This window comes from Micromonospora sp. NPDC048835 (assembly GCF_040649995.1).
Classification (GTDB): domain Bacteria; phylum Actinomycetota; class Actinomycetes; order Mycobacteriales; family Micromonosporaceae; genus Micromonospora.
Genome location: NZ_JBEZGM010000001.1, coordinates 112,295 through 137,667 on the forward strand (window position 1 = coordinate 112,295; position 25,373 = coordinate 137,667).

A 25,373-nucleotide genomic window follows, 5' to 3' on the forward strand; every position below is an offset into this window, starting at 1 on the left:
CTGCTCACTGTTCCTGGCCGGTGATATGGGCAAGCAACGCGGCCATATCCGCATCGGTCTCGATAGGCGGTCCGTAGTCTTCGTCGTCGGGCAATGACATCCTTACCAGCTCCTTGTCGTCCAAGGCGCGGGCAAGGTTGGTGGCCTTGTCCCGGATCCGGGCATCGACAACCTGATCAACGGTGTCATCCGTGATCATGAAGAGCAGTGTCGTGCGCTGGCCGGGATCCATGCCGAGTCGATGGATGCGGTCGATGCTCTGCAGGTAGTGGCCGGCGTTGAAGGTCCTGTCGAAGTAGATCGCGTCATGGCAGTCGTGGTGCAGGCTGACGCCCTCGCTCATCGCCGCTGGATTGGCCAGCAGCACTTTGCAGTCGTCGTCAGTCCGGAAGCGCCGCAGCTCCGACTCCCGGGTGACCGCTGCGGTCGGCGCAGTTGTGACGGACGGAACCCCGCCATGGATCATGGCGGGCTGGTAATCGGCCAGCCACCGTTTCAGGCCTTCCAGGTTCGAGACAAAGTTTGACCACACCAAAGTCTTACGGGGGCCGGTCGGATCAGCGGCGTTCTGAGCGACGATTTCGCGGAGACGGGTGAACTTGGGGGGTGTCTCGTAGCGACCGTAGCCGACGATCATTTCCCACAGACGGCTTCCGGGTTCGACGGGCAACGGTGGGTGGGCGAACTCGCCAGGCAGGTCGCGGGATCCGACCGCGAGCAGCTGAGGGTTGCTCGCCGCCTCGAGCAGGTACATGACGATCGTGCCCATGCGGGCCAGCTCGACGCGGTCGTTCATTGACACTCGCAGCATGCCGGCGTAGCGATCGCGAAGACCTGAGTAGATCTCGCGCTGCAGACCGCTTAGCGGAACCACGACCCGGCGCAGAGTGGGAGGCGGCAGCTCCAATTCCCTTTTTGTGGTCCGCACGAAGAGCGGCTGAATCGCCCGGTTGATTGCGTGGAGTGCCTCCGGCTGAGGATTGGTCGTCAGTGCCTCACCCGGAATGATCCGTCGGGACTGCCCGGGCCACAGAAACTCGTACAGGGCGACGAAGTCCTGCGCCGACTGTGGGGCGGGCGTACCCGTCAGGATGTCCCGTCGAGAGGCGGAGAATGCAAGATCGAGGCACGCGCTGCCGTGCTGGCCGACACGGCCGGCCTTCATCCGGTGTGCCTCGTCGAGCAGCACCATGGTCCGGCCTTTGCGGACCCACTTGGTGAGCCCGCTAAGGTTCGCCGCTAAGCGGTGATAGTTGACCAGCAGGATCTCGGCTTCCTGGCTGCCAGGCGTACCGAATACCTTGACGTGCGGTGCCGTGCCCGGCTCGAAGCACGCCTCGACCTCGGTCTGCCACGCGTCGAACGCCGAAAGCGGCGCAACTACCAGGAGCTGGTCGATTCTCCCGGCATGGTGCTCGGTCTCATAGACCGCGTAAGCCACGGTTGTCTTGCCGGCACCGGGTACGGAGAAATTCGCGCCGTGCGCCAGGCTGAGCAATTTGGCCGCATCGCGAAGTTGGAACGGCTTGAGCCGCCTGGCGAAGCGGCTGCCGTCTAGTTGGTGCTGCACCTCTTGGGTAGTCACCAGTGCGCTTTCCTGGTGACGTGCACGCTCGAGCTGTTTGCGTTCACGCTTGATGGTGGTGATGATCGCTATTGCCTCAGGCGCCCAAGCGATGTCGACGTTGTAGCGGTTACAGGCAGGACTTAGCCAGCCGATGTTCTCGCGGAAGCGCTCGAGCGGCACCCGGACTGAGCGTGCCGGGTCGCCTTCGTAGCCCCACTCGACACGCAGCTGGCCCCAGAACACATCTGGGACGGCACCGACCTTCTGAGCGAGAACCACGTTCGCCGCCGAGTCGAAGTCGAGCGAGATGGCCGGGCCGTCGGTCACAGTCGATTCTCCGCGGTGGCGAACCCGCGTTCTGCCAGGTAGTGCAGCAGTTCGTCGTGCGAGCGCAAGTAGGCTTCGAGTGCCTGTTCGAGCGCTGCCGGGTCCGGCTGGTCGCCGTCATCCTCGAGCTCGCTGTGTGCCCGTCGTACTCGGTCACAGGCGGCACCAGCAGCGTTCAGCTGTCGCCGCGGGACGTCCAGGGCATCCTGGCCCTGATCATCCTGTGCCTTGCTGTCTGCCGCCGTTTGCATGGCAGTCTTGACCGCGTCGAAGAACGTATTCTTGGGCAAGGTCGTGGTGCCCTCGTCGGTCGGCACCTCAACCTCGGCGTCCCAGTCGTTGTCATTGTCGACCTTGCCGTGACGGACGAGCACGTCGAACAGCGGCTGAAGAGTGACCTCGCCGGGTTGATCGACAGGCAGGTCCTCGTCGAGGTCGTCGAGGATGGAAAGGCCACCCAGGTCCGCGTGGGGAGCCGTCTGTTGTCCGATCGTCAGAGCCTTCGCAGCGGGCCGTAAGTTCGGCTGCTCCTCGAACGCCTGGAGCACGTAGCTGTCCAGATAGGACTCGTCGATGTGCCGCACCCTGCGGTAATCCATTCCCGCCAAAAGGCCGACTAGTTTCGCCTGCTTGACACGCCGCGCAGCATCAGGGCCCTTGCGTGTGACCATCCTCCGGTAGGATTCGTCAATCTCAATCAAATTCTGACGGTCGTCATCAAAATCCGGCCAGCGAAGTGCTCCACTGCTGGCGGCGATCAGTTCTTCAATGATCTGCCGAAGCCGGTCTTCGGCCTCTACCTCCTCGGCAGCTGCACGGCGGTCCTTTGGCGATGCGGGATCATAGTGCGGCTTCATCTGCACGCCGATCTCGTCCGGTTTGAGACCAGAGTCCAACAGGTCCTTGATGAAGATCAACTGATTAGTGAACGAGTACGGCTGCTGGTAGTTCCGCCGCATTTGAAAGCTGAACTCGATCTTCATGATCTCGTCGCTGTCGGCGTTATCCGGCAGCACTTGGACCTTGACGAATTCAAAGCGACTCTCGTGCGGAAGCTCCTCATGCAAGTCCCGCAGCGCAACTGCCCTGGTGTTTGCGTTGATCAAAACACCTTCGTGCGTCACCAGCCCGGGCTCGCGCTGATAGTCGTAGCGAAGCATGGCCTTGACCTCGCTGTAACCGCTGGTTTCTCGAATGAGGTCAGCCAGGAGCCGCTGCGCCTCGTCGCTATGCGGGTCCGTCTCGATGATGGAGCCACTCGCCCCAAGACTATCGACCTGAGCTCGTACGCGATGCGTGCGGTGGTTCAGCAAGACATCGCCTACTGGGACAGTGACCACGGGCAGCATGATGTTCTCGCCGCGCCATTCGAACGGTCTGCGCTCGTTCTGATCCGTAACTGCCGCCTTAGCCGCCGCGACGACCTCGCGCCTGGCTTGCTGAGTCAGCGAGTTCATGAGCGAACCTCCAATGGATCAATAACCAGCTCGACGGGCTGCGCGCCGCTATCCTGCCCGGTCGGTATGACACCCCCACCCTCTGCAACCATCGCGGCGAGCGCATCCGCCAGCTCAGCGACCGTCCGCTCCGTATAGATTCGTCCATCAAATGGACGAGCAAGCTCGGCCGTGGTGTTCCGTTCTGCCCAACCTGGGCCAACCAGAACCACGCTGCAAGCGATGCCCAGGCGCGCCGGAAGTGTGCCCAGCCTGGCACCGCTTTTCCTCGCGGTTCCGCCGTCCCGTGCAACCGAGACGGCGACCGCGTGCGTCACCGTCGGCGAATGCACCAGCACGGCGAGTTGCCCACCCTCGTTGCGGCCATTCTCTGCGGCAGCGGCCGGGTTGGCTCCTACGCGCGTCAGCAGCTCACGTGACGCCCCGTCCATCGCAAGCCGGCGGTACGGGACCGGGCGCTCGTCAAGCAGCTCGCACAGGGAGGCCGTTACCGCAGCTTGGACCTTCTTGCCGGTACTGCTCCGATGGGCGACCCATGCACTGCCCACCGCTCGCTGGGTCAGCAAAATTTCGTAGGGGACGCCGTGAGCCCGCATCTGCTCAACCAGCGCCCAGCCGCGCTGCCGCCCAGGCTCGTCGTCGATTTCAGGCAGCAGGTGTTCGACCGGTCGGGCCGGCTGGGCGGCCGGACTGCTCGCCGTCACTCGGCCGGTGATAACCGCGTCGATGACGTCAAACACTGCCTTCAGCTGGTCGTTTTTCCACTTGCCACATAGGTCGGTGGGGACCGACGCGCCGCGGACTCTGGCGCGCAGATCCCGATAAGACAAGCCCGCTGCTGCGCAGAGCGCGGTCACGACATTGCGGTCGTCCTGCTGCGCGGCGATGACGGCGGCCAGCGTCACGCTCGTCAGGGTGCGAGTCGCGGTGCGGGCGGCCAGCGTGTCAAGGGCGGCTCTGTATTGCGCCGGACGTAACACCTCATCCAACGCGAGAAGCTCCTGGCTCGGATCCAGTTCGGAAACCACCTCTGCGCGGCAGACCTGCCGAATCACCCGGCCAGCTAGTCCTTGAACATCGGCCACCGGCGCCTGATCCTCAATCGTCAGCAAGGACGCCAAGAGGTTCGGCAGATCGATCGGCTGAGACACCGCCCGTTCTTCGCTGAGCCACGCCAGTGCATCCCTTGTAGACGATCTTCGGGTGACTCTCCGGATGTACGCCTCGGCGTCCTGCAGATCCAAACTAGATCCTTTCAACTTGCGGGACGAACCCCAGGCACCCTTACCCGACGCGTCATCGCCAACGCAGCAATGGTGACCGCCAAGGCGGCCGGTCCGATTCTGCCGCACGACGGGTGGTTACGTCCTACCCCGAAGGGCGGACGGGCGGCTTCTTGTGAGCAGGCCGCAGCGGCACGACGTGTGGCAGTGAGCCGTGCCGCCAGGTCCCGCGCAACTAGGCGAGCATTACTGCGCAACGCGGCAGACCCGCCGTCGGTCTTGCATCCCCGACCCTCAACTCGATCGATGATGTTCACGCCGACCAGCCTTTACGGCATCGCCCGCCGTCGGCACAGAATCACCGCCTAACGGTTCATATAGCAACTATCCACCGTCAGCTAGGGCACCTGGGCTTACCACTGCGACGACCGGCTGACTGTTCGCGCCCGCGTCCCCTGAGAGCACCTGTGTGGCGATGAGGGCTTCGACGGGCGAACTCGCCGGCAACAGCGCTGACACCGGCTCTCGGCAAATTTCCCCCGGTTCACGGCGTCGACCAGCGCTACCGAGCCCGCTGCACTGTCGGAAAGTCGACCTGAAAGTTGAGTCGATTCACTTGGGTGCGCAGGCCCGAGCCCGGTCGACCGCCGCCGCCCGGGCTCGAAATGCGCGTCGTCACTGACGCAGGCGGCACCCGCCTTGCCGCGAGCCTGACCATTGGCAACCCTGCATAGTCAGGCGCTTGCCGACCGGCTTGACCGCGTGTGGTCGAGTCCTCGCTCATCGGCCTCGAACTGAGCGCAGGAGTGATGGGCGACCAAGGCAGCGATCCTGCGAGGCCAGCCGTTGGCCAGTAGCCACCGACCACCATCGAGAGCGTTTAGGCCTGTGTCTGCAGCGCCAGGTGCTTAGCCCAGGTCGCGTAGCCCGGCCGAAGCCAGCAGCGCCCGAGCGTCAGCGTCGTCGAGAACATGAGCTATGCGGTCAGCCTTCGAAGCGACTGCCTGCACCGAGCAAGACCGGACGTCCGTGGACTGCAGTGGACGCTGCAATCAGGTGTAGCCGCTGCTCGCGCAGCTCATCGACGGCTGCTTGCTCCTTCACACCGGAGAGGTCGACGAGGCCAAGAGCGCGCTGAGGAACAGCAATTAGCCCGATGTCTCGACGTGCTTCACGATGTAGCCGTCACACGGGTAGGTTTCCGCCATGCAGGCGACGCCCCAGCCGGTCCATGAAGCAGCCGCCGGTCACGCCGAAGCGATCAACGCGCTCGGCAGCCGCGCGTTCGGAGTCAGCTGGAGCCTTGCGTTCCCACGACCGGGGAACTTGCACAGCACAATCACCCAATCGCCCCGAAACGGTTGGGCGTTCACCGTCACCCTCGACGACAACAACCAGGTGACCGGGTTCGCCGTGATCAAGCCTCACATGGGCGAGGGCCACGTCATGCACGAAAGCGTCTGGTGCGAACTCGCGTTCGTAGCCGTTGCGGACACCCATCGTGGCCACGGGCTTGGAACGTACCTCGTCGCCGACGCGCGGCGCCGCGCCCTCGCCGCCGGCCGGCTCGGGATGATGGCCACTATCCAAACCAAATCCGTCGACTGGTACAGCCGCCTCGGTTGGCGCATCGGTGACCATAGCCACGCCCTCGTGATCCCCGACGTTCGCACCCGACGCTACGGACCGATGGTGTGGATCCACCAGTCCAGGATGACCCACCCCCGATGGGCGTGGACCCGCCTCGACTCCACCCGACCCGTTACCGCCTGGACGTCTCGCGGCGGACACGTCGCCCAGCGCGATCTCCTCGCTGAACTGGCCGCACAGGAAGCGTGGACCTGACTGAGGCCCTTCCACGGCAGGGTCCTCTATTCAGTCGATCCGGTGACCAGACAGCTCTTCGCTGACCTAGGCGTTCAGAAGATCTGAAAGCAGCCTCGTCAACCGGTCATGGTGCGCAGTGCTGGCATCAAGTAGCAGGTCAGCCTTTGGACTGGCGAGGGTCACGGCCTCTGAGGGTGCCTGCGCTCGTCAGGACACGATCCGTCGAGACGCGGGCGCACGGGATCCGTCTCGGAGAAACACCATAGTGACTCTTATGGACGACGGACTGGAGCTCCTCCCGCTCTGGCGGAGCGAGGGTGACTGGCTACGGTTGGTGCAGGGCTGGTGGCTCGTGTCCACGGCGGGTTGTCCTGGCGGATATGTCAGCGAGGTGGTGACGATCCGAGTCACCGGCTTGCACCATCAGGGCCGCCCGGATCACCGAGGTGCGTACCCGGTTGGCTGAGGGTGACGACGGTCATGACCCTGATGACTCATCACTGGGTTCGCTAGCTTGCAGGCCCGCCAGGACAACCGGATTGTCCAAGTCAGGATGTTGGGCGCCGGGCTGCGGCCCACGAACCTCCTGCTCGAACTGCCGTCGCGCGATACTCGCGGACTCCGCCGCTGTCTCGATGAGCGTGTCAATTAGTGGTGACACTCAAGTCTTGGATGAAATTCTGGGGCAGCGCCAGTTGCGCCTGACCTCGAAGCTCGGCAGCTGTTTGGCATCTGGCAGGAACCATCCACTGGTGGATAGGTATGACCGCAACGATCACGGCTGACCCTGCCGGGGCCTCACACGTAGCATCACCGCAGTCATCTTCGGATTGCACCAGGGGGGCCGTTTACCGAGTCCTGCTACCGAAAGTGCTGGTCAGGGCGGCCACGGGGGAGGTCGCGACTCCACCAAGCACAAGCACGAGGGTTGCACCACCGCACCCAACCCGCGCGGCAAGCCACTGCAGTCACAGCGGCAAATGCCGGGTGTGACCCCGATGGCCGATACTCTGGGTGCTCTCCGGAGGTCGACCGCTCGCCGTATCGGCCCTCGGGGTCTGCTCGGGCCGCACTACCCTGCGTCGGCGCGGATCGTCCGACTGCAATATGGGCTGTTCGCGGTCGAAGGGTACGCGGGTATCGGGAGGCAGCGCGAGTGGTGCGGAGTAACGCTTCTCGCGGTTTCAGATTGGGTCTGGCTGCGGGAGCGCTCATCGGCTATGTCGTCAGTCGCCGCGGGTACAGCATGGTGCAGAGCGTGTTGCCGAACGCCGCCCCGGCGGGTGCGAGCGAGAACGCCGGCGATGGTGCGAGCGGGAATGCCTCCGGCCCTGGGGTACCCGGGTCGTCCGGGCAGCAGGTTGGTCGACTGCCCGGCCCGGCCGCGGTCCGCAAGCTGCGCGACGTCGACGACCAGGACCGGGCCGTCGCGAAGCGGCAGATGGTGGCCCTGATGGTCTTGCTTGTGCTGGCGGGTTCCGCGAGCGCGTTCGGATACAGCCGGATCAGCTACCAGGCCCCGCCGCTTCGGGACAACGCCGACAGCCCTGCCTACGAGCTGACCGTGGGGGCCAGGATCCATTCAATGAGGTTCGAGATCAACAATCTGGTCACGACCATTCAATTTGCAATCTCCGGATGGGGCTCTGAATCCAAGGTGGCCCTCAGCTCGAACGACGGAGACAACGCGGAGATTCTGGAGGCGAAAGCGCAGGCCGTCAACGGGGAATCGATCGAGGCGAGCGGCTGGCGCGCAGTCACCAGCGAGGACGGCTATCTCGAACTCGTCCCGCAGATGAACTCGCCGCCGTCGTCGATCACCCTGACCCTCAGGAACGGCAGCCTGACCCGTTCAGGTCAATACCAGTTCCTACGGACCAAACGGATCGACATCAGTGGTGCGGACGGCTCGACCGAAACGGCCGATGGCCTCGTGCTAGTCAACTCCGGCTCCTACACCGTCGAACGCCTCGCGACTGGAGGCGTGAGCCGTCCAGGAGAAACGGAGGGCGCCACCACCCGGTACGCGGTGAACGTCGCCCAGATCCGCGGAAGCTGGAACAGCGTTCTCCCCGTACCGGCGGTCTCCATCGACATGGTCGACGTCGAACGACAGCGCGGCCGGGATCCTCTCCTGCTCGCCCTCGGCGCGGGGCTCGGGTTCGCCGGCGGCCTGCTGATCGAGATAGTGCTCACCGCCGCTCACCTCGTAACGTCGAGGAGGCGGACGAACCCACCGGCCGGGTCGGAAATCGAACATGACTACCCATGCCGCGGCAAGTAGCAGGCTCACCTTACCGCGCAGATGTCCCCGGCCCCGATCCGCTTGATCGTATCGGCATCGGTCAGCCCTGTCGAAAAGCCCATTAGCACAGGCCAGCCATCCTGTTCCTCCGCAATGTAAAACTCCGGCCCGAGACTGTTCTCTTCCAACATGAACCGCGCCCCGTAGATCTGCCGTGCCTTCCCAACACTGTCGCCCAACCGCAGACCCTCGACCGTCGCCGCCGCCTGCACATCTTTCCCCACCGGAGTGATCGGGTCGGCTGGCCTCGGCCCGATCAAATAGCCCATCAATCCGTCCGCGCTGAAGACCAGAAACACACCGTCCCAGTTTAGGAACTTGGACATCGCATGGCTGTCGCACCCCGCCTCTCTCGACTCGAAAGGGCCATACTTGGCATGGACCCGGCCGGAGACCGACTCGATCGAGTCACCAAACTTCGCCAAGCCGATGCCGTCCTTACTCAACACCAACGACGTAGTGCCGGGCGCCTTTCCATCACCAGGCGACGAGGAACCGGAACACGCCGCAGCCACCAACACCGTGACCGCGAACACCGCGATGGCCGTCCTTCGGACGGACCCACGAACATCACTGGACACCTGGCCTCCCGAACATGTCTGCTGTTGCCGGCGTACACCTCAGCACCCGGGCGCACCGTAGCCCAACCGGCTCCAGACCCTCGGGGCCGGCGGACAGGTAACGAGACGCTGCAACTCTTCACCGTCGTCCGCCCCACGGGGGAGTTAACGCAATTGTCAACCGAATCCGCTCTTCGCACCGGCGCGATCGTGGCCCTGCCCAGCGGCCGAGTGGCCTACACCGAACGCGGCTCCGGCCCGACCGTTGTGTTCGTGCACGGTCTGCTGGTCAACGCCAACCTCTGGCGCAAGGTCGTGCCAGCCATCGCGGACTCGGGGTTTCGCTGCATCGCCCCGGACTGGCCGCTCGGCGCGCACCAGTTGCCCATGCCGGCCGGCGCCAACATGACGCCCACCGGCGTCGCCAAGCTGATGGCAGAGTTCCTCGACGCGCTCGACCTGACCGACGTCACCGTGGTCGCCAACGACACCGGCGGCGCCCTCACCCAGATCCTGATGGCCAACCATCCGGAGCGGCTCGGCCGTGTCGTGCTCACCCCGTGCGACGCGTTCGAGGAATTCCTGCCCGAGCCGTTCACCCGGCTGCCCAAGCTGGTTCGACTGCCTGGCGCGGTCTGGCTGGCCAGCCGACTGCTCCGGCTGCCGATCGTGCAGCGGCGGCCGTCCACCTTCGGCTGGCTGGCCAAGCGTGGCATCCCCGCCGAGATCATCGACTCCTACCTACGGCCGAGCTACGACAGCCAGCAGATCCGCAGGGATACCAAGCGGTTCATCGTTGGTGTGCACAACAGGTACACGCTGGCCGCTGCCGAGGCACTGACCGGATTCAGCAAGCCGGTGTTGCTGGTCCGCGTGGGGGACGACCGGATCTTCCCTGCCCGGCTCTTCGAACGACTCGCAGCAACCCTGCCCGACGCCCGCCTGGTCACGGTCGCCGATTCGTCCACCTTCGTGTCGGAGGATCAGCCCTCCGAACTCGCCCGGCTGGTCGTGAGCTTCGCCGCCGCTTAAGCACTCATGTTCAGCGCTGGTCGCAGGTCGGCGCGGGTGAGCGGGGTCTCGCCGGGGTGCTTGCCAACCTGGCGGGGATCGAGGCGCATCGGCGTCGGCGCGAGGAGGCGCCGGCGACCGTCCGCCACGCGGAGCGGATCTGGGGCTGGCTCAGCGACGACGATCCGTCGGTGTATCGGCCCGAACTGGCGCTCACCCTGAACACGGTCAGCCTGCGCCACAACGAGCTGGGGCAGGTGAGCGCCGCGGTGGCGGCTGCCGAGGAGGCGGTGGGATCTTCCGCGACCCCGTCCGGGCAACGCGGGGCCTTCGAACTCGACCTGGCCTCTGCCTTGGCAAACCTGAGCGGCTACCTCTGGCAGCTGGCCCGTCGCACCGAGGCGTTCCAGTACAACGCCGAGGCCGAGGAGGTCTTCGGCCGCTGGGGCGGGGCGAACCCGCAGGCTTTCTCCCTGCACCTGCGCCACGTCGGGAGAGCATCGCGGCGATGCGCGCCAAGCAGTCTCCGGTCGACCTGCTTCGCCGGGAGCTGGGCGCAGTCGTTCAACAGCTGACGGCGTACCTCACCTGCTCGGAACAGGCCGCCGGCGAGGCTGGGTAGAGCCGACCCGGCTCGTGCCCACACGCCAGCCGCTGAGCGCTTCAAAGTTTCCTGGCTGCTTCCTCACCCCTTCACAAACACGTCCTTCGATGGCAACGATCGTCAGAGACGGTTGCCGTCCACCCAGTGCCGAGGAGGCCCCTATGCGGGTAACCCGAGTCCCTGCCCGTTTCCCACGCGTCACACGCCACGCCGCCGCAGTCGTCCTCGCCGCCGTCGCTGCTCTGGTCGGCATCAGCGCACAGCCCGCGTCCGCCGCACCTCCCGGAATCCCATCGAAGGCGACGGCGCAGTCGCAGCTCAACGCCCTGACCGTGGCGACGCAGGGCTCAACGAGTGGCTACTCGCGGGACCTGTTCCCGCACTGGATCACGATCAGTGGTAGCTGCAACACCCGCGAGCAGGTCCTCAAGCGCGACGGCACCTCCGTCGTCGTCGACAGTTCCTGCGCGGCCACCTCGGGCCGTTGGTACAGCCCGTACGACGGCGCGACCTGGACGGCGGCCTCCGACGTCGACATCGACCACGTCGTGCCCCTGGCCGAGGCGTGGCGCTCCGGCGCCAACTCCTGGACCACCAGCCGTCGGCAAAGCTTTGCCAACGACCTCACCCGTCCGCAGCTGATCGCGGTGACGGATAACGTCAACCAGTCCAAGGGCGACCAGGACCCCTCCACCTGGCAGCCGTCGTTGTCGTCGTATCGGTGCACCTACAGCAAGATGTGGATCACCGTGAAGTACAGCTGGGGCTTGACCCTGCAGTCGTCGGAAAAGTCCGCCCTGCAGAGCATGCTCAACACCTGTAGCTCCTGAGCGCGATCCGGCTGGCGGTCTGCGCCCCCGAGGTGCGGACCGTCAGCCGGGTGCTAGGTCTGCTGTGGCGGCTGGCTGTCGCCGGACTGCTTGCGCCACTGGCCGCCCGCGTCGGCGGCGAGCAGACGCTTGACCATGGCGAGCGCCTCGTCTTCGGTGTCGAACTCCCACCGGAGCACCCGGCCGGTCTCGCTGTCGCCGGCTCGGGCGGTGACCTTCCACCGGACCTGGCGGGTGAGCCACACATCTCGGCGGCCCAGGCGCCCCCAGATCCCGTTCCACCAGCGCGCCGCCACATCCTCCACCAGCGAATCGTACAAGCGTTCGATCAGCGGATGATGTTGGGTAGCGATGTGGCCGGGCCGGGGTGGTGTCGTTCTCTGGTCGGAACACAGGCCGCCGCGGCTTTGGTCGGTTGGCTGCCCATGCCGACGTCACTGGTCCTGGGGGACAGGTCCGTCGTACCGGAAGGTTGGCGGGTCGACCTCCCCGGCGCAGCGGAGGTAGCGGTGCTGCACCGGCTGGCTGGGATGCTCGCGGGCACCGAGGTAGGCGCCGCTCTGCGGCAGAACGATGGCCTGCGGAAGGGACCCGTCGTCGTCAACCTCAATGTGGGTGAAGCGGCCGTCGGCAGGTCCGCCGAGCAGCCATGCCTCGACGGCGGGCATCAGCGACTCACCGTCAGCGTGGCGGCGGCTGTCAGTAGCCCGGCGACGGCGGCGATGAGGGCGGCCGTTGCGCCGATCAGGCCAGTGACACCGGCGAGGTGCTCCAGCGGTGTCGGCCTGTCGGTGCGCCGTGATCGGTTGCGTCCACCCCGGGTCATGGCTGCACTCCTTCGTCATTGGATGGGACATGGCGTCGTCCCCGCGGAGGTACTTCAGCAGTGGTGGTCCAGCCGATCAATGCCTGATCGCATTTGCTGTGGACAACTCAGGTCCCTGTGGATAACCAGATGATCACCGCGGGCGTCTGGGATCATGCGCCGCTCGTTGCCGACCCCGAGCGAGGTGGGTCGATGAGAACGCCGTCATGGGCCCACACGTGGTGACCGTCGGGCCATTGAATAGCTGGCCCGTCGTCGGCATGGAGACGGTCCTGCTCGTCGAGTGTGAGCAGGGTGGGTCGCTCACTCATGACCACGGTTTCCGGGAAGGGCCACCAGGGTCCGCTAGTGAGCGCGACGTCCCGGCAGCCCTGCCAGGCGGCGCCGGGGTCCGTATCGAAGACTCTGCGGTAGGTGTCGATGGCCGCCAGGACCATGAGGTCGGGGTAGAGGCACCAGGCCGGGTCGAAGAATCGGTCGTTGAGCTCCGGTGTGCTGTAGCGGACGACGGCACGGGCCTCATCGTTCTGGTCGACGAGCCCGTGCTCGTCGGACCAGTACCAGGCCGGTTGGAGCGTGTAATCCGCGCTGATCGCGTGGTCGATCGCCGACCACGCCGGGCTCAGGACGTGCCGGTAGGTCTGATGCACGGCGTGAAGCACGGGCCGCAGCGCCGACCGCTCGGACGGCAGGACCGGCGGGCACCGGTAGGGGCGCTCCATGAGGTCGTACCGCTCGTCCATGCCGTCGTAGCGTTGCTCGCCGTAGAACCCCTTGCGTTCGAAGTGGTAGTGGAACTCGCCGAAGGCGCTGAACCGCTCAGTGTCGCTGGCCCGATCGATGAGTGGGGCGCGGGCTGCGGACAGCGCCTGGTTCAACACCGCGCGACGCACGGAATTGACGAGGGGAGCCTGCCCTTCTTCGAGCAAACTCCTGATGAGCTCGAGTGCGGGCCAGGGAGACGGGCACCAGATGAACTCTGTGGGCTCGGGCCTGCCTGCGGTGCGGTAGGCGGCGCGGGCTGCGGCTTCGGCGGTGTCGTGGTCGGCGGGTTCGGTTGTCAGGACTGCGCGGGCCCATGTGCGGGCGATGCCGTCGATGGGGTGGGCGGGTGTGTTCGAGGGCTTCACGGTTCCATCCAATGCGTGTTGATGTCGTTGGCAAGAGGCACGTAGGCGGGAGACGGCCTCACCATGCGGATTCCTCGAGGAGGTTCGTCGGCGGTTCGGCGGACGGTGACGCTGGTGCGGTTTCGGCTGGCCTCTGCTGGCCGTGAGTGATTGACAGGTGACGTGAATGTGATCCTCATGTTTGACTATGGACATGGGGTCGGGGGAAGCACGGTTGTCGATCGACTGCGGCAGCGCCGGCACCCAGGCCGTCCTGGCGTGGGCCGACGGCAGCGCGCACGTGCTGTCATTCGACGGGAACCCAGCCCTACACAGCGCGTCATACTTGCCTGCGAACGGACAGGCGGCAGGGCCGCCCGCAGCGTTCATTCCGGGCCCGCGCGGTCCGGTGGAGGACGCGGCGGCAGGTGACGCTGGTGGCGACGCGCTGGAGGTGGCGGCGTCGCCGCTGCGCCGGGTCGCCGCCGAAGCCGAGCGGGTCGTCGGTCAGCCGGTGCGGGATGTGCGGGTGGTAGTCCCGGCGGGGTGGGGGCCCCGGCGGCGGACCTGGATGCGGCAGGTCGCCCACCGGGCCGGGTTGCCGCAACCGCGTCTGGTGGAGGCCCCGGTGGCGGTCGCCGAGTATCTACTCACCACTGGTGTGCGGGTGCCGGTCGGTGCGTTCCTTGTCGTCTGTGACGTCGGCGCTGGCGCGGAGGTGACGGTGCTGCGCCGCGGGCCGGCCGGGTTCGAGGTCCTCGCGACCCTCGCCGACGCCGCGGCTGGCGGCACGGCAATCGATCACGCGCTCGCCGACGCCCTCATCGGCCCGTCGATGGCAGAGGGCCAGCGCGCGTCGGTGGCGGACAGCGTTCGAGTGGCCAAGGAAGCGTTGGTAAGCCATCCGGCGGTCACGGTTCCGCTCCCGGACCGGCCGCCGGTGATAGCGAACAGCGCGATGCTCGACGAGGCCGTCCGGCCGGTGGCGTGGCGCGTGGCGCAGCTGACGCAGGAGACAGTCGCCGCCGCCGAGCTCACGGTCGGCGACCTCGCCGGCATCTACTGTGTGGGCGGCAGCGCCCAGCTACCGCACCTCGCGGCGGCGATCGCCGAGCACACAGGCACCGCACCCATAGTCGTGCCCGAGCCGAGGCTGGTCGCGGCTCGGGGCGCCGCGGACGTCGGCGCCGTCGATACCGGAACTGTCGAGCGGGTGGAGGTGCCGGTTCCGCCCGTGCGGCGGGCGGCGGCGATCGCGGTACCCGGCTTCGCGTCGCTCGCCCTGATCTGGCAGTGCCTCCTGACCGCCGAGGAGCACGGGGTGCTCGGTGTGTACTACTCGGTGAGTGTGAACTGGGGCGAGTTCACGATGGCGGCCGTGATGGCCCTGCTGGCGTGCCTGGCCGCGGGCACGGTCCTCGGCTCGCTGATCGCCGCCCGCAGTCCCACCCCCGGCACCCGAACCGAAGGGGGAAGGGTCAGCGTCGGGATCCTCGCCGCGGTGTCCCTCGGCGCGGCGATCGCTGGCCTGTACGCGGTGGTCACCAGCCAATACTTCGGAATGCCCGTAGGCCCGTACCTGAAGTGGGCGCTGTGGCCCATCGCACCGGTGTCGGTAATGGCCGTGGCGATGGCGGTCGTCGCCGCCCGGCAATGGCGTTCCCCGCACGGCGGCTGGTCGGCGCTGCTGGCCGCGCCGACCGGATCCATCGTCGCCGCCACGCTCGGCATGGGGTTGATCCAGTACTCCCTGACCGCCGACCGGTGGCCGGACCGGATCCTGTGGATCGACATCGCCGGCCGCGTCGGCGGTCTCCTCCTCGGCGTCGCCGTGGTCATGGCCGTGGTGACGCCCCTGATGTTCCGCCTCATCCTCGCCGCCCCGCTGGCGGTGATCTGCGCGGCGATCGTCAGTAGACGGGCCGCCGGCATGCTCGGCGTCATCTACGCCATCGCCGTCGCGACCTGGTGGGCTACTCGGCTCTGGAGCCGAATCCTGCGCCCCGCCCCGCCCAGTCCCGCCGCAGCGCCCACGGGCCCGGTTCGGGCGCACATGTCACCGGGTGGAGGCGGGTGACATGCGGTGGCCGCGGCAGCTGATGTCGCTACTGTTCGTCCTGACCCTTCTGGCCGGCCCTCCGATAGTGCTGCTGTCACTGGTCGGAGCACCCATACAAGGTTGGCCGAACGCCGCTCAGGCACGGCAGTGGGTGCAGAACCCGCTGACCGAACAGACCCTCACCGCCGCGCTGACCATCGCGGCCTGGCTGGTGTGGCTCCTGCTCGCCTACACGGTCACGATCCGGGTGCTGACCCGCCTGAGCGCGACCGTGTCGTGGCTGCGGCGCATGCCGCTGCCGACACCCTTGCAAGCCACCGCCGGTGGCATCGCCGGCGCAGCCGTCCTCGGCGTCAGCTCCCACGCGATCACCGCACCGCCACCGCCGCCCACCCAGCCGGTAGCGGCAGGAAACCTGGATGAGGCCGGTAACCCCACCCCACCAAATAGCGACGTCCTGGCCGACGCGGGGATCAGCGTCGCCGGTGGCTGGCTGCCGCGCGACGTGGCGGAGCAGGTCAGCGCCGCGGTGGCGCTGGTGTGGCTCCGCCGCCGCCGCTCCTACCGGCCCCGCCCGCCCGGTCCATCGAGCCGCGAGGACACGGACCTGGCGCCGCTGCCCCCGACAGTGGCGGCCGTGCAAGCCGCCCTCGCCGATGCGACGCCACCGCCTAGCGAACCCGGTGCCGCCTCGGCGGGCTCGTCGCCGCTCGACCGGCCAACCGTTGGCGGGGCTTTCCCCCGAGCTGGGGTCGGCCTCAGCGGGCTGGGGGCGCAGGACGCGGCGCGAGGCCTGCTCGTCACCAGCCTCCTAGCTGGGCGTCATCACCCGGCAGCGTCCGTGGTGGTCACCCGATCCGTCCTGGCCGGGTTGCTCGGCACCACCGCCGAAATGCTGGGTCGGCGCCTGCCGGGGCTGGCCGTCATCGACAACCTCGGGCAGGCAGCAGGGTTCTTTCCCGGAGACCACCCTGGTCGTGGCCTGGGCGGACGAGACCCGGCACACCGAGACACGCAGGAGGGCGCCGGCCCACCCGGACCAACCCTCATCGTCGACGAGGCGTCCGCGACGGACAACGCCGAGACCCTGGCGAGTCTGGCCACCGCCTCCGCCGCGGTGGCCGTGCTGGGACGGTGGCCGGCCGGCCAGACGCGGCAGGTCGACCCGTCGGGGCGCAGCCATCACCTGGACGGCAGCGGGTCAGCCGGGCCACGGATGTGCGTCCTTACCCAGGTCACGGCTACCGACCTGCTCACCGTCATCGCCCACCCCGACCCGGCACCGCCAGAGCCTGGCACCTCCGCCCCGTCGCGCAGCTCCGCCCTGGCAGGCCGGTCCCCGCAGTGGGAGGTCACTGCCCAAGACCACCCCGTCCGCTCCGGCAACGACAAACGACGCCTTCAGCTGCGCGTGCTGGGCGAACCGACACTGCTGCTGGACGGCCACCCTGTGGAGGTCCGGCGGACCGCCGCGCTCCAAGTCCTCGTGTTCCTCGCCGCCCACCCCGACGGCGCCGACACCCGACAACTGACCGACGCTATCTGGCCGGGCCTGCCCCGCCGCTCTCTCACCGGCCGCCTCTACACCACCCTCAGCGACCTCCGCGCCACCATCCGGTCCACCGCCGGGGTGAACCTCATCGAGCACAGCGACGACCGGTACCGCCTTGACCCCACCGGCGTCACCGTCGACCTGTGGCGCTTCCACCACGCGGTCCGCGACGCCACCACCGCCGTCGCCACCGATGCGACGACCTGGAAGGCGGTCATCGACGCCTACCCCGCTGACCTCGCCGCCCGACGGACCTGGCCCTGGCTCGACCCGATCCGCGAGGCCACCCGCCGGCACGTCATCGACGCACACGCGGCTCTCGCCAGCGCCAGCCCTGACGTCCGTGAGGCCCTGGCATGGCTGCAGGCCGGTATCCGCATCGACCCCTACAACGCCGACCTGCACACCGGCGCGGTCAGTGCACTCATCGCCCTCGGCGACCACGACGCGGCGGACCATCTGCGGAAGGATTACGCCCGTCGTCTCGCCGCAGCGGGCATCCTTCCCACCGACACGGCTCTCACGACAGCCACCCTCAGGGACCAGCCCGCCATCCCCACCCGGTAACGCCGCCCGCTACGAGCGCACGGGCAACCCACTTCGGGAAAGCCCGAACTGTGCTACCCCTGCGCTTCCGGCTCCGTTTCCGCCTCCGGCTTCCCCGTACTCGGTCCCAGACAGCCAGCTCGTCCTGCTGACAAAGGCGCGTCTTGGCCTCACCAGATGCCGCCCGTCGCACCGTCTCGTCTCCTATCGACTGCCTCTGAGCTGGGGTTGTGAGGTCGTGTGAGGTCGTGTGAGGTCCTGTCAGCCAACGGAACCGCGTCGTCTCCTGCCGCTCGCCCTACCGTCGATTCGTGGCCAACGTTTCACGGCGCTGCCAAGCCGGCTCGGTGCCGGTCGGCGTCCGGTTCCCACACACGGCAGCAAGGGAGGGGCGATGAGGTCTACGGTCGCTCACACGTCGGCGGTCACGCTGCTGGTCGTCGCTGTGCCGGTCACGCTCGTCCGCGTCGGCAGGTGGCCACACCCGCAGGGCTCGTGGACCACTCTGCTGCGCGGCTGGGTCGAGGAGCCCCTCAGCGGCGGCTTCCTCGCCGGCATCGCCTACCTCGCGGCGTGGCTGCTGTGGGGAATGCTCGCCGCCGCCATCACGGCCCGCCTGTACGCCCAAGCCGCCCGGATGTCACGGCGACTGCCACGACTGCACCTGCCAGGGCCGCTGCAGGGCATCACGGCGGCTGTCCTGGGAGCGACCGCCGTCAGCGCGGCGGCCACCGCGACGCCCGTCCACGCCAGCGCGACCACCACCGCCGCGGCGGAGACGACCGATGCACCGCAGGACTCAGCAGCCACCGCGCGTGCGCACGCCGACGACCAGACCACCTCACCAGCCAACGGCAGGAGCCAGGCCCAGCACACCTACACGGTGCGGCGCGGCGACACGCTGTCCCGCATCGCCCAGGACCGCCTCGGCGACGCGGACCGCTGGCCCGAAATCTTCACCGCCAACCGTGGCACCCGCTTCCCCCACACCGGTGGGACACTTCGCGACCCTGACCTCATCTACCCGGGCTGGACACTGCGACTACCTCCCACGGTCGAAGCACCACGCCCGTCGCCCCGACCGGCGCCTGCCCCAACGCCGACCACATCAGCTCCCTCAGAATCGCCCAGCAGCCCGACCGGAACGGACACCGACGACGGCCTCGTGGAGTCCGCCCCAGCGCCCACGTCCGCGCCAGCCGACCATGCTTCGGCATCGGGACCGGCTGCCACACCCACCACTCGCACCGCCGACGACCGAACCACCCCAACACCGCGACCTCAGCTGGGTGTGTCGCTCGGTACGGGTAGCTGGCTCGACATGGGACTCACCGCCGCAGTCCTCGCCGCGGTTGCCCTCGTTTGGGTACACCGCCGTCGCCGCTACATCCCCCGGCAACCCACCGCGCGCCCACGCCTCGACGACCCGAGTGTCGAGGCGATGCCGGCGGTGGTCACCCGGATCCGTCGCGGCCTACGGGCCCTGACACCGAGCGCGACGACGATTCCTGACCCGGGCCCCGACCTCGACCCTCCGCCCGACGACCCCGTCGCGGACGCTGACTCGGACCCGGTAGACGCGGCCGACGACGAGACCTCCACGCTCACGGTGCACGAGTCGCAGCCGCCTATACCCGCGCCGGCCCGCCCGCTGATCGTGTGGCCGTCTGCGGGACTCGGTCTGATCGGGCCCGGAGCCGAGGCAGCGGCCCGAGGCGTGCTGGTGTCCGCCCTCGCCGCCGGCGGGCCGGATGACCCCCATAGCCGCCACCACGTTGTCATCGCTTCGGACACCCTCGCCACGCTGTTAGGCACCCCCACAACCACGCGGGCGGGCACCCCGCGGATGACCATCACCAGCGGACTCAGCGATGCTCTGACGCTGATCGAGGAGCAGACGCTGCACCGCGCACGCATGTGCGTCGACTACGAGGTCGACACGATCGCCGACCTGCGGGACCGGGACCCGATCGCCGAGCCCGTGCCGCCGACGGTGCTGATCGCCGCCCCCACCGCTGCTCATGAGCGCACCCGCATCGCCGCGCTGCTCACGCAAGGGCACCGACTCGACATCCACGGCGTAATGCTCGGCGCCTGGCCCGATGGCGACACCATCCTCGTCGCTGAAGACGGCTCCACCAGCATCATTAAGCACGACGCGAAACAGCACAGCTGTCCTTCCGCCGTCGGCCGCCTGAGCGTCATCAACCGCAGCGAGACCACCGAATTGCTGCGGCTCCTCGCCGAGTCCCATACCGGCGAGCCTCAACCGCCAGCACCCGCGCAGCGCACACAACTACCCGCAACCGTCAGGCACCTCGACCCCAACAGCAGTCCGACATCCCCGAGCGACAAAGAGGCTGTCCCGCGGCCCGGCCCGCGCCCCGCCAACGCTGGTCGCCTCAACGTCCTTACTCCGGCCCAGGGAGTCGACCTTCCCGCCGAAGTGCAGCCCAGCGAGCCCCGCGCACTGGCACCGACCGCACCGCCGCGCCTTGTCACCGGTCAGGGACCACGACTGGCCGCAGCCAGCGGCGCCATCGCCGGCCTGCCCGATCACACCGATATGGGCGACCCCGACAGGCTGGTCGGCGCCGCCCACGACCCGAACCCCGCACCCGAGAATTCCGCCGCCGCACACCCGCACGAGCGCCGCGATCACGCCGGGAATGAACCGCACCCGGCGGGCGACGACCAGTCTTCCCGTACCGGCGGACGTGTCGACGTTCGAGTGCTCGGCGGGGCCCGCATCGTGGACATGGACACGACCACGCCGCTGCGCGCGAAAGCCCTCGAGCTGTTGGTCTACCTCGTCGTTCAGGACGGCGAGGCAGCACAGGACAACATCCTCGACGACCTGCTGCCCGACGCCCCCGCGTCGAAGGCGCCGCACCGCCTGCACACCTACGTATCCGCACTACGCAAAACCCTTGTCCTCACCGGAGGATCCGCCACCTACCTCACTCACCCGTCGCGCCGCTACGCGCTCAACCGCGACGCCCTCGACACCGACCTGTGGCGCATGCGCGCCGCGCTGCGCGACGCCGCGCTCGCCACCACCGACGCCGACCGCACCGCCGCACTGCAGCGCGCCGTCGACGCCTACGACGGCACACTCGCCGACGGCTTCGACTACGAATGGATCGAGGCATACCGCGAGGGCATCCGCCGCCAAGCCCTCGACGCCCACCTCGCCCTCGCCGCCGCTACCACCGACCCGAAACAAGCCCTGGCCGTCCTGGAGGCCGCCGTGCGCCACGACCCGTACGCCGAGGCCTCCTACCAGCAAGCGATGCGCGCCCACGCCGCACTCGGACACCTCGAGCAGATCCGCTCCCTACGCCGAGCCCTCACCCGCCGGCTCGACGAGATCGACGCCGAACCCAGCGATGACACACTCAGACTCGCCGACCGGCTCATCGCCGACCTGCGCCGGCAGATGCCCACCGGGAAGACCGACTCTCTCAACAGCGGTCTGCACCCATGACGCCGGACCCTTCGGCGGCACCCGACGCTCGTCGTGGCAGCCTGCGCGATCAGCCCAACCGCTGCGGCGACGGCCCGCAGGCGACGAACTGGGACCGCAACGGCACCGCGTGGCCGCTGCGAGCAGCCGTGCTCACCGGCCATCCTGGGCCCGCCCGCAGCCCTCAGGCCGGATCGGCGCACCGACAAGCTTCGTCGTCGACGACGCTCGACGAGGTGGACGCCGACCTGGCCACGGCAGTCCGGCAGGCCGCCTGGATACGCCAGGTGTTCTACGTCCTGGTGCTGCTGGTCGCCCTCGTTGGACAAGTCACCGGCGCCGTCCAAACACTCGGCGTCCCGCTGGTCGTCGCGATCCCGGCCGTCGCGGCGCTCGAACTGGGCGGCGTGGTCGTGATGGCCAACGCCGACGTGCGACGACGCCTCGGCGAGCGGGCGATCGGATCACGCCTCCTGTCCGCAGTGATCGCCGCCGGAGCCGTGGCCTTCAACTGGGCCGCCCACCCTGACCACCTAGTTGGCGGCTTCTACGCAGGCATGTCCGCCCTCGGATACCTCGTCTGGCTGATGCACGCCGGCAACCAGCGCCGCGACCGGCTGCGCGTCACCGGGGGCCTGCCGCCCACACCACCGGCCTACGAGGTGTTCGGGCACTGGGTCTGCCACCCCGTCGTCACCGCCCGGGCGCGGTCCATCGCCAAAGCTGACGGTCTCGACCTGTACGAGTCCCTCGCGGCGGCCCGCACCGCGATCGCCCGCCGGCGGCGCGACGCCGCGATCGCTAAGGTGCTCCATCGCAAGATCCGAGCGGCGATGGACCCCACCACCGCCGACATCGCCGTCCGCTTGTACGACCTGGACGAGATCGCCGCACGCCTCGCAGCCACGGCCGACTACAACGGGCTGACCGGGCTCCTGGCCGCTGACCTCGCCCCGGAGCGGATCATGGCGGCTCATAGATTTGGTCACCGCCGTCGCTGGTTCAGGCTAGAGCGCCTCGCCGACACACCACCGGCACCTGAGCCCACTCCATCCGCGCCGCAGGCGCCCGCCGCGTCGGTGGCGGACCGGCCTCGCGATGACCGCCAGGAGCCGAAACCAGAGCCAGAGGAGAACCCTCAACCGGCCCCGAGCGGCCACCAACAGAGTGCCGAGAGCAGCCACGCCGGCCCGACTAAAGCTCAGTCCCCGGACGATCCGGCCGACGCGGGACCGGCAGACAGGACCGTGGAGGACAAGGACATCCTTGGCACGAACGCCGACGAGGAGACGGACGACGGCGATCAGAATGCTGCCGCCGACGACGCCAACGACAACGAGGACTCGGATATGCCCCGGGGAACCGCGCAGGCAGTGGCCTACTGGCTGCGCAAGGAGCCGAATTTGGACCCTGAACTGCTCGCCGAGAGGATCGGCAAGTCACTGCGATCGGTCTACCGATACCTGCCGCCGGACTACCCCCGCCGACCGGGGATCGCCAGGCGACGGCCCGGACGCCAGCCCGGCCCCCACCAGCGCACGGACCGCAGCGAGTGACGTCAACAGCCACGACCCGCGCCATCCGTCGGCGTACAGGTCCGAGTGCATTGGCAAGTGCACCGCCACGAACAAAGATCCACGTGACGGCCAGGCCTGGCGGCAGGCGTGAGCTCCTATCGTCATTTGGGACGACCTTCGTCCGGCTGGGGAGGTCACCGCGTCGCCGTAACCACAGAGGAACGCGGGGTCGCGGCAGTTCCAGGCGCTCCCGGTGGATGGATAGACCACGAGTGAGGTAGTCGATCGGGCCTCCCACAGTCCAATGTGATCTGCATCCACGACGCCCGGCGTGACATGCTTCCGCCATGCAGGCTCAGGATCTAGTCCGATCCCGGATCCGCGATGTGCTCGCCGTCCCCGGCATCGACGGACTCGTTGCTGCCTATTTCAATCCCGACGGACCATTCGCCGGTACGTCGTTCGACCTTGTCGGCGAGAACCCACCTGACGTGCTGACCATCGACGACGTGTTCGCAACCACATTGCTGGACATCTCCTGGCATCCGCTTGCTATCCGCACACTCCTCGCTGACAGCGACCATGTCAGCGCAGCGCTCGCTGCGATCCGCGCCGACCTAGACCTGTGGAACGCAGGTCCTCACGACCTTCAGTCAGCGGCGGTGCTGCATCGGTGGCTCGACGACCTGCCTGGGGTCGGACCGGTGACCGCGAGCAAACTCCTTGCCCGCAAGCGGCCCAGGCTTGTACCCGTCCATGACGAGATCGTGCTTCGTGTGCTCGGTCCGCCGAAGGAGCAATTCTGGGTGACGCTGGCAACCGCGCTGAAGGAACCCGCCCTCCGTGATGAGATTGAGGGGCTCCGCCCAGCCAGCGTGCACTCAACCAGCCTGATACGCCTGCTCGACGTCGCGATCTGGACACGCCACAGCCGTTCGCGCAACGCCTGCAATGCCCGGAGGCTGGTCGGAGTGCCCGAACCTAGCATGCCTTCACCCGAAAAATCGTTGCGGCGCATGTCGGCTACGACTGGGACAGACGGCTGAACCGGACGGTCGGCGACTGGCCGGTGCCGGAATCAACACGTATTGGCAGGGGATGCCCCGGACCGATTTCTCCTCTCACTTACAGATAGACAGCATTCTGGGGATCGGCACGCGTGCGCGGCGGTATGAGCGAACGTTCGATCATCGGTCGCGCTCCCGGCCATGAAACAAGCAGGAAAGAGGTTATATCCCGCACCGGAGACATTTATTGCATGCAGGTCAGTAGGCGGCTTGGCGCTTACGACGACGCGATATCAGGACCATCAGCAGCGGCAGAATCTGCAGTAGGATTAACGCGAATCGAAGCAGCCATGTAGCGACTCCAACCCAAACGTTCTCGCGACTCAGTTTGCCGAGCGCGTTCATGCTGGCCAGTAGGCCTGTAGGCAAGGTGGCATCGCTAGCCAATGATTCCTGAATTAACCCAGAAAAAATCACGACAATTACGGGCTCATAATAAAATGCCCCCATGATGGCCGCAAGAATAATCCTGCCCGCAATCGAGAGCCGTGCCCATGTGTAACCCCTTGACGAGACCCCCGAAATTAGCGTTCGCTGTAAAACTAGATTGAAGCTGGCCCAAAGGACTGCCAGGATCATTGCAGCGACGGCATCCAGGCCAATGAAATCCAGGGCGACATAGAACGCCAAGGCCTCCAAAACCGATACCGTCAAGATGACGGCACCGAGTCGCATGGCTTGAATTGCGGGGTCAACCTGTTGGGCGATCCGCGGCTCGTAAGTGCCAGCGATCAGGCGCAACCAGCGCCCGACAGCCAGTTCCTCGTAGGCCCGGCCAGTGCCGTGTGGTTCATGGCGCAGATGCTCACCTTCTCGGGCAACCCTGGCCTCAAGTCGGATGTAGCTGAGCGAGATTGCGGCGGCTGCTACAGAGGCAACCCCTATTGCCCAATAGCCGGAGCGACCAGCCAACGATAATCCAACCGATATCGCCAACCCGATTACTGCGACCATCGCGCCAATAGTCGCCACACGCTCTAAACGATTTCGACTGGAGATTGATGAGCGCGCAACCCACAACGACTCAGATTGAGCCAGTTGTTGGGCGCAGTGCTCGATGACCTTGTCCAAGGCGTGACGTAGCGCCGCGCTGGGGGCGTCTTCGCGGTCCGCCAGTGCGGATTGCATTTCAAGAGCGTCTTTGATCTTCGTCCGTAGGCGGCTTTGTCGCGTCCTGAAAGCAATTTGGGCGGTCATAGCAACCACCAGGCCGGCCACCGCTGTCCAGGCGCTCACCACTTCGGGATCCGGCGTCACGCGATCAGAATACACACCCCGCGCAACTATCAAACTCTCATTCGTCGTTGTTCGACCTGCATTCCGCTGCTGAGCCATTATGTGTGCGAGGGGAACGTTTAGATCGGTAGGTGGCAAGGAATGCGAGTCCACCAGTTTTTCTCTTCCATGAATTGTTGTTTGTCATAATTCCTACCACGACCACACTGAAGCGGACTCTTCTCGGCTATTTGTTCATTGACTTGCGAACGGGGCCCGGCCAGGCTTCGGTTGAGGCGTCCGGG

Annotated in this window: 19 protein-coding genes and 1 pseudogene; 11 read left to right on the forward strand and 9 right to left on the reverse strand. The window is 67.2% G+C overall.

Annotation, left to right across the window (positions count from 1 at the left end):
- Positions 1-4: 4 nt before the first annotated feature.
- Genes AB0C15_RS00455 through AB0C15_RS00465 form a run of 3 tightly spaced genes read right to left on the reverse strand, consistent with a single transcriptional unit; the run spans position 5 to position 4,595 of the window.
- The gene (locus AB0C15_RS00455; protein WP_357347130.1) at positions 5-1,894 is read right to left on the reverse strand and encodes a DEAD/DEAH box helicase; all 1,890 of its coding nucleotides are present in this window, start codon (positions 1,892-1,894) and stop codon (positions 5-7) included.
- The gene (locus tag AB0C15_RS00460) at positions 1,891-3,351 is read right to left on the reverse strand and encodes a hypothetical protein (RefSeq protein WP_357347132.1); all 1,461 of its coding nucleotides are present in this window, start codon (positions 3,349-3,351) and stop codon (positions 1,891-1,893) included. The genes AB0C15_RS00455 and AB0C15_RS00460 overlap by 4 nt, the downstream gene beginning before the upstream one ends.
- Positions 3,348-4,595 (reverse strand): hypothetical protein, encoded by a 1,248-nt coding sequence (locus AB0C15_RS00465; protein WP_357347134.1) that lies wholly within the window; start codon positions 4,593-4,595, stop codon positions 3,348-3,350. Before AB0C15_RS00465 ends, AB0C15_RS00460 begins: the two co-directional genes overlap by 4 nt.
- A gap of 1,185 nt (positions 4,596-5,780) precedes the next feature.
- On the opposite strand from AB0C15_RS00465, the gene AB0C15_RS00470 reads away from it, so the two are divergent.
- Together AB0C15_RS00470 and AB0C15_RS00475 are read left to right on the forward strand one after the other, a co-directional pair.
- Positions 5,781-6,419, forward strand: a complete 639-nt coding sequence (locus AB0C15_RS00470; protein ID WP_357347136.1) for a GNAT family N-acetyltransferase — start codon at positions 5,781-5,783, stop codon at positions 6,417-6,419.
- A gap of 1,228 nt (positions 6,420-7,647) precedes the next feature.
- Positions 7,648-8,685 carry a hypothetical protein gene (locus AB0C15_RS00475; RefSeq protein WP_357347138.1) on the forward strand — a complete coding sequence of 346 codons (1,038 nt, stop codon included), beginning with the start codon at positions 7,648-7,650 and terminating at the stop codon, positions 8,683-8,685.
- A gap of 5 nt (positions 8,686-8,690) precedes the next feature.
- On the opposite strand, the gene AB0C15_RS00480 is transcribed toward AB0C15_RS00475, so the two are convergent.
- Positions 8,691-9,242 carry a hypothetical protein gene (locus AB0C15_RS00480; protein WP_357347140.1) on the reverse strand — a complete coding sequence of 184 codons (552 nt, stop codon included), beginning with the start codon at positions 9,240-9,242 and terminating at the stop codon, positions 8,691-8,693.
- A 198-nt stretch (positions 9,243-9,440) separates the two neighbouring features.
- Here AB0C15_RS00480 and AB0C15_RS00485 point away from each other — a divergent pair, with 198 nt between their 5' ends.
- From AB0C15_RS00485 to AB0C15_RS00495, 3 genes are all read left to right on the forward strand, one after another.
- Positions 9,441-10,298 (forward strand): alpha/beta hydrolase, encoded by an 858-nt coding sequence (locus tag AB0C15_RS00485; RefSeq protein ID WP_357347142.1) that lies wholly within the window; start codon positions 9,441-9,443, stop codon positions 10,296-10,298.
- Positions 10,299-10,354: 56 nt separating this feature from the next.
- Positions 10,355-10,852 (forward strand): hypothetical protein, encoded by a 498-nt coding sequence (locus tag AB0C15_RS00490; RefSeq protein WP_357347144.1) that lies wholly within the window; start codon positions 10,355-10,357, stop codon positions 10,850-10,852.
- 190 nt (positions 10,853-11,042) lie between these two features.
- Complete coding sequence (locus AB0C15_RS00495; protein WP_357347146.1) at positions 11,043-11,711, forward strand: HNH endonuclease family protein; 669 nt, start codon at positions 11,043-11,045, stop codon at positions 11,709-11,711.
- A 53-nt stretch (positions 11,712-11,764) separates the two neighbouring features.
- On the opposite strand, the gene AB0C15_RS00500 is transcribed toward AB0C15_RS00495, so the two are convergent.
- The 4 genes from AB0C15_RS00500 to AB0C15_RS00515 all read right to left on the reverse strand — a co-directional run bounded on the left by AB0C15_RS00500 (position 11,765) and on the right by AB0C15_RS00515 (position 13,667).
- Entirely contained in the window at positions 11,765-12,016 is a 252-nt protein-coding gene (locus AB0C15_RS00500) for a hypothetical protein (protein ID WP_357347148.1), read from the reverse strand.
- Positions 12,017-12,145: 129 nt separating this feature from the next.
- A complete protein-coding gene (locus tag AB0C15_RS00505) occupies positions 12,146-12,379 on the reverse strand; it encodes a hypothetical protein (protein WP_357347150.1) in 234 nt (77 codons plus the stop codon).
- Complete coding sequence (locus AB0C15_RS00510) at positions 12,379-12,537, reverse strand: hypothetical protein (protein WP_357347151.1); 159 nt, start codon at positions 12,535-12,537, stop codon at positions 12,379-12,381. Before AB0C15_RS00510 ends, AB0C15_RS00505 begins: the two co-directional genes overlap by 1 nt.
- 152 nt (positions 12,538-12,689) lie before the next feature.
- Positions 12,690-13,667, reverse strand: a complete 978-nt coding sequence (locus AB0C15_RS00515; RefSeq protein ID WP_357347153.1) for a DUF6745 domain-containing protein — start codon at positions 13,665-13,667, stop codon at positions 12,690-12,692.
- Between the two features lie 388 nt (positions 13,668-14,055).
- Between AB0C15_RS00515 and AB0C15_RS00520 the strand changes: the two genes are divergently transcribed.
- The 6 genes and pseudogenes from AB0C15_RS00520 (at position 14,056) to AB0C15_RS00545 (ending at position 23,832) form a co-directional block, all read left to right on the forward strand.
- Positions 14,056-15,723: an Hsp70 family protein gene (locus AB0C15_RS00520; protein ID WP_357347155.1), complete on the forward strand. Its 1,668-nt coding sequence runs from the start codon at positions 14,056-14,058 to the stop codon at positions 15,721-15,723.
- Position 15,724: 1 nt separating this feature from the next.
- On the forward strand, positions 15,725-17,824 hold the full coding sequence (locus tag AB0C15_RS00525) for a hypothetical protein (protein ID WP_357347157.1): 2,100 nt from the start codon (positions 15,725-15,727) through the stop codon (positions 17,822-17,824).
- A 616-nt stretch (positions 17,825-18,440) separates the two neighbouring features.
- Positions 18,441-18,722, forward strand: a pseudogene (locus tag AB0C15_RS00530) (hypothetical protein); the annotation flags it as partial.
- Positions 18,723-19,124: 402 nt separating this feature from the next.
- On the forward strand, positions 19,125-21,290 hold the full coding sequence (locus tag AB0C15_RS00535; RefSeq protein WP_357347878.1) for a BTAD domain-containing putative transcriptional regulator: 2,166 nt from the start codon (positions 19,125-19,127) through the stop codon (positions 21,288-21,290).
- A 281-nt stretch (positions 21,291-21,571) separates the two neighbouring features.
- Positions 21,572-22,825 carry a hypothetical protein gene (locus AB0C15_RS00540; protein ID WP_357347159.1) on the forward strand — a complete coding sequence of 418 codons (1,254 nt, stop codon included), beginning with the start codon at positions 21,572-21,574 and terminating at the stop codon, positions 22,823-22,825.
- A gap of 308 nt (positions 22,826-23,133) precedes the next feature.
- Positions 23,134-23,832 (forward strand): DUF6308 family protein, encoded by a 699-nt coding sequence (locus tag AB0C15_RS00545; RefSeq protein WP_357347161.1) that lies wholly within the window; start codon positions 23,134-23,136, stop codon positions 23,830-23,832.
- A 219-nt stretch (positions 23,833-24,051) separates the two neighbouring features.
- Here AB0C15_RS00545 and AB0C15_RS00550 read toward each other — a convergent pair whose 3' ends face one another.
- Complete coding sequence (locus AB0C15_RS00550) at positions 24,052-25,110, reverse strand: DUF4407 domain-containing protein (RefSeq protein WP_357347163.1); 1,059 nt, start codon at positions 25,108-25,110, stop codon at positions 24,052-24,054.
- Between the last annotated feature and the right edge of the window lie 263 nt (positions 25,111-25,373).